The organism is Streptomyces sp. NPDC057638, from assembly GCF_042800315.1.
Taxonomy (GTDB): Bacteria; Actinomycetota; Actinomycetes; order Streptomycetales; family Streptomycetaceae; genus Streptomyces.
The window spans coordinates 1-4,601 of the sequence record NZ_JBHVHF010000452.1; the positions used below are offsets into that span (position 1 = coordinate 1).

At 68.6% G+C, this 4,601-nt stretch carries 4 protein-coding genes; 1 reads left to right on the forward strand and 3 read right to left on the reverse strand.

Annotated elements, in window-relative coordinates; genetic code table 11:
* Positions 1-3 precede the first annotated feature (3 nt).
* A complete protein-coding gene (locus ACFVIM_RS33005) occupies positions 4-813 on the reverse strand; it encodes an aminotransferase class IV family protein (RefSeq protein ID WP_384309427.1) in 810 nt (269 codons plus the stop codon).
* 98 nt (positions 814-911) lie between these two features.
* Between ACFVIM_RS33005 and ACFVIM_RS33010 the strand changes: the two genes are divergently transcribed.
* Positions 912-1,271: a MerR family transcriptional regulator gene (locus tag ACFVIM_RS33010; protein WP_384309430.1), complete on the forward strand. Its 360-nt coding sequence runs from the start codon at positions 912-914 to the stop codon at positions 1,269-1,271.
* 65 nt (positions 1,272-1,336) lie between these two features.
* On the opposite strand, the gene ACFVIM_RS33015 is transcribed toward ACFVIM_RS33010, so the two are convergent.
* Together ACFVIM_RS33015 and ACFVIM_RS33020 are read right to left on the reverse strand one after the other, a co-directional pair.
* Complete coding sequence (locus tag ACFVIM_RS33015; RefSeq protein ID WP_384309432.1) at positions 1,337-1,645, reverse strand: hypothetical protein; 309 nt, start codon at positions 1,643-1,645, stop codon at positions 1,337-1,339.
* A gap of 5 nt (positions 1,646-1,650) precedes the next feature.
* Positions 1,651-4,601: polymorphic toxin-type HINT domain-containing protein (locus ACFVIM_RS33020; protein ID WP_384309435.1), on the reverse strand; the 2,951-nt coding region annotated here is incomplete at its 5' end.

The following is a 4,601-nucleotide window of genomic DNA, read 5'->3' on the forward strand; positions in this document are numbered from 1 at the left end:
GATTCAGGGGGCCACCAGCGGCTCGGACCGGTGGGCCCGGTGCAGCAGTTCCACGAAGGACGGCGCCTCCGGCAGCCGTACGTCCCCGATGCGCGACACCGGGACGCCGGGGGTCCAGGAGTTCAGCACCACCGCACCGGCCAGCGCGGGTACGTCGGCGGGCGTGACCTCCCGCGAGAGCTGGGGAACGCCGAGGCGGTCGAGCTGGCGGCGCACGGTCCCCATCATCGTGCCGAGGAGCATGTCCGCCTCGGGCCAGATCACGGACTCCCCGTCCCAGAAGGCCAGGTTCCAGATCGACGCCTCACTGAACCGGCCCTTCCGGTCCAGGAAGGCCGCGTCGTCGAATCCGTCCGCGACCGCCTGACGCAGGTAGTAGGTCTTGGCCACCTCGCCGACGTGCTTGATCTGCGCGAGCGTCCGTTCGTGCTCCACCACGGCGAGGTCCAGCGGCCCGTCCGGACCGTCACTGGGCGGGCCGGTCCGCACCAGGAGTTCGGGCGCCACCTCCGGCCCGGCGACGGTGAACTCCCCCGCCGGTGAGTAGACCGTGGCGAGCAGCGAGACATCGGCGGGCCCGGCGGCGATGGCCGTCCGCAGCGCGGCCCGCACCTCCTCCTCGGGCACCGCCCGCCCGAACAACTCCACGGACGCGGCCCGCAACCGCTCCAGATGCAGATCGAGCCCCCGCACCCGCCCCTCGCGCACCTGCATGGCGGTGAAGTGGGCGTAGCCCGCGAAGGCGAGCGGGGCGAGGTCATCGGCGGTGGCGATGGTGTTGACGCCGCTGCGGTGGACGAGAGATGCGTTCATGGTCGTGGTCCTTGGGTCTCATGATGGGCGCGGTGCCCATGGGGCCACCGTAGGATCTGACATCGGTGTGAGGTTCAAGTGTTCGTGACGGGGTTCACATGACGATGAAGATCGGCGACCTGGCCCGCGAGACGGGCGTCAGCCCCCGACTCCTGCGCTACTACGAGGAACAGGGCCTCCTCGTCCCCCTGCGCACCCCGAGCGGCCACCGCCGCTACGGCGAGGACGCGCCCGAGGTGGTGGCCCATATCCGCGCCCTCCTGACGGCCGGACTCTCCACGCACGTGATCCGCGACGTCCTGCCGTGCGTGGAAGGCCCGGGACCGAGCTTCCACCAGTGCACGGCGGGGACACTGCGAACGCAGTTGGCGGGACTGGACGGGCGGATCGCGGGACTGATGGGGGCGCGGGAGGCGTTGGCGGGGTTGCTGGCGTCGACGGGGCACCGACAGAGCTGATGGTGTGAGTCATCGCCCCGCCCGGCTACCGCACCCCCTACCCTGCGCGTGTGAACGATCCCTCACTACAGAGGGAATTCGCTCTTCCAGGGGGCGTCGAGAGTTTCTGGGTCGACGCCAAGCTTCCGTACCTCCGCGTCGACTTGTGCGACCGTCTCAACGGTAGCCGCATGAGCACGTTCAATATCTTCTTCTCCGAAACAAGCGTCTTGATCCACGATGGACTTGGGGATTTCAACCGTGGAGATCCTGAACTTGCCCTCCCTCAACGGAGAGACCCAAACCCAGGCGTAGAAGTGCGGAGTACTGGGCTGGCGGCGCGCTGACACCAGACCTCTTGTCATGACGAGGCGGTTTACGACTTCGATACGCATGAGCCCTACTCCTCCCAAGAGATTCGAATGATCGAACCGCCATACTCTGAATCTTCAAATGTGTGAATCTGGAGATGCGGCAGGTCGCCATCCCTGTTGTCAGCGCCATGCCCGAGCACCCGACCATCCGTACCGAGCTGATCATCCCAGTGGTATGTTCCACTCTTCGAACCGAAATACTGCCGGGTGCCTTTGCCGTCGAATCCGGCCGCATTTCGGTAACCGTCGCCCTGGAACCTCCCCAAGAAGATCTCCTCCGCTTCGGAGCGCGAACCCACCGTGATCTTGGTTCGGCCTTCATTAATCGCTCGAACGGCAGCCGAAACTCGACCGCTCGACCACGGAAATCTACAGGGCTCTGCGTTGTGGACCAGGACCGGCGTCGCCCCCGCCAGCGCATAGTACGTATGCGCCCGGTCCACCGTCAGGTTGTAGACGGCGGCCTTCTGGGTCCAGGCGCGGACCGCGTCCAGTTGGACCGAGGTGCCCGCGCCCGTGTGGAGCCACTGGCCCGGCTTGAGTTCTCCGGCCTTGAGCCACTTCTTCAGGGAGGGGACCCAGAAGGGGTGGCCGGTGGTGGCGGTGAGTTTCCCGGTGGTGGTGCCGCGGGGGCCGTCGGTGTCGAGGGTGAGTTCGACGAGGTGTTTCTCGCCGGAGCCGGTGATCGTGGCGGTGACCTTCTGGCGGGAGGTCTTGCCCGTCGTCGGGTCGGTGGCCAGGACTGTGTCGCCCTCGCGGACCTTCTCAATGGGTGTGCGGGAGCCGTCGGCCATCAGGACCTTCGTACCGGGCAGGAAGCTGTTCCCGGCCACGGCCACCGCCGTCTCCACACAGCTCGTCACCGCTTCGACGCGGTCGAGGGTGCGGCCGCCGCGGGTGGCGTCGGCGATGCCGTCGGCGTGGGAGGCGCCCTTGCTCGCCATGCGGGCCGCGCGGGCGCCGCGGACGGCTCCCGCTCCGGCGCCGCCCGCCAGGGCTCCCGCGATGGTGGCGGCGGTCCAGGCGCAGGCTTCGATATCGCCCTGGGTGACGCAGCTCTTGAGGTCGTTGTAGCCGGTCACCTCGGCGAGGACGTTGAGGCCGGTCTTGGTGCCCTCCCAGACGGCGCCCCAGTCCACGGCCTCGGTGACGCTCTCCACCACCTCGCCGACCTTCCGGACCGCGGCTTCACGGATGGCTTCGGCGGCCGTCGCCATATCGGCCACGGCGTTGCGGGCCTCGTCGACGAGCGCGGCGGGCACGTCCGAGAGGGAGCTGACGATCGCGACTCCGGCGGCGAGCAGCGGTTTGAGGGCGAGGACATGCCTCCCGATCGAGGTCGACCTCAGGGCGGTCACGACCGCCGCCTTGGCCCGCTTGGTGATCTGGCGCTTGTACTCCCTGGCGGCTTTCTTGGCCTCCTCCGCCTTTCGTTTGAGCCACTGCGTGCCGTCGTCCCATCGCTTCTTGGTGCCGGAGACGACCGCGTTGTACGCGTCGGTGATGCCGGTCTTCTTCCCCACCCATTTCGCGGCCTTGCCGAGGGCCTTGAGGGAGGCTTTGACGGCGGCGATCGGGTTCGTGACCGCCCACACCACCCCGCTCCAGACACTGCTGGCGTACTTGAGGCCCTTGTTGCCCCATTCCGCGGCCTTCTTCAGGCCCGCCTTCACCTTTTTCTTGACCTTCTTCTTGCAGTCGTTCCAACTGCTGCACGGCCAGTTGCCGTCCGGGTCGGTGAAGTTGGTGGGGGCTCCGGCGCCGTAGGTGTAGCGGTTGGCGAGGGTGGAGGCGCCCGCCGTGTACTGGACGGCGTCGCGTGAGTCGAAGGTGCCGGTGCCGGGGTCGTACCAGCGGGCGTGCATGGAGATCTGGCCGGTCGCCGGGTCGGTGAAGTCGCCCTGGTAGCCCGCGTTGCCGGAGACGTCGGCGAGGCCCTGGCGCTGGCCGAAGGGGTCGTAGGCGGCGGACTCGTCCAGTGTGGTCGCGGCGCCGTTGGTGGCGGAGAGGGTGCCGGTGATGTCGCCGTGCTTGTCGTCGAGGGTGAGCCGGGCGGGGCCCGCGCCTTCGGCGACGGAGAGGAGTTCGTCGGCGGCGCCCCGGCCGTAGCTGGCGGACTGGTCCTTCACCGGGTCGGGGGCCAGGCCCGCGTAGGTGAAGTCGGTGATGCCCCGGGAGGCGATCCGGTCGAGGGAGTCGTAGGTGTAGGCGGTGTTGGACTCCCCGGCCTGGGTGAGCCGGTCGAAGGCGTCGAAGGTGTAGTTCTCGGTCAGTCCGGAGCTGGTGCGGGTCGCGAGTGTGCCCCGGGGGGTGTGGTCGTAGGTGTAGTCGCCGTCCGACAGCAGCCGGTTGCGTTCGTCGTAGGTGGCGGTCTTGGTGCCGTTCCTGATCCGGTTGCCGCTGTCGTCCCAGCCGTACTCGGTGGTGGCGCCTTCGGCCGTCCAGGAGGTGAGGCGGCCGAGGTCGTCGTAGGTGTAGGTGTTGGTGCCGGGCCGGGCGGTGCCGGTGGTGGTCTTGGAGGTGAGCTGGTTGCCGGTGTCGTAGCCGTAGTCGACGGAGGACAGGGGCTGGCCCGCGCTGTTCTTCACCGTGTCGGTGTCGACGCGGCCAAGGGTGTCGTAGGTCACCGAACGGCTGTGGCCGGGCCCGTAGTCGACCCGCTCCAGGGCGCCTGTGACGTCGTAGCCATAGCTCTGGGTGGTGCCGGTGAGGGCGTCCTTCGTGGTGCTGAGCCGCTGGCGGGCGTAGGTGAACAGGGAGGTTCCGGCGGCGTCGGTGCGGCTGGTGAGCTGGCCGTCGGGGTTGTAGGCGTAGCTGGCGTTGCCGGAGGGGCCGGTGGACTTCAGCAGCTGGCCGCGGTCGTCGTACTCGTAGGCGTTGTCGCCCTTGGGTGAGGAGGCGCTGGTGAGCCGTCCGGCGCTGTCGTAGCCGAAGCGCTTCTCGGCGGTGGCGCTCTCGGCTCCGGTGCCGGTCTCGC

Excerpts from the sequence above, each read along its gene's own strand:
- ACFVIM_RS33015 (WP_384309432.1), bottom strand. The coding sequence starts at position 1,645 with ATGCGTATCGAAGTCGTAAACCGCCTCGTCATGACAAGAGGTCTGGTG.
- ACFVIM_RS33010 (WP_384309430.1), top strand. The coding sequence starts at position 912 with ATGACGATGAAGATCGGCGACCTGGCCCGCGAGACGGGCGTCAGCCCC.
- ACFVIM_RS33005 (WP_384309427.1), bottom strand. The coding sequence starts at position 813 with ATGAACGCATCTCTCGTCCACCGCAGCGGCGTCAACACCATCGCCACC.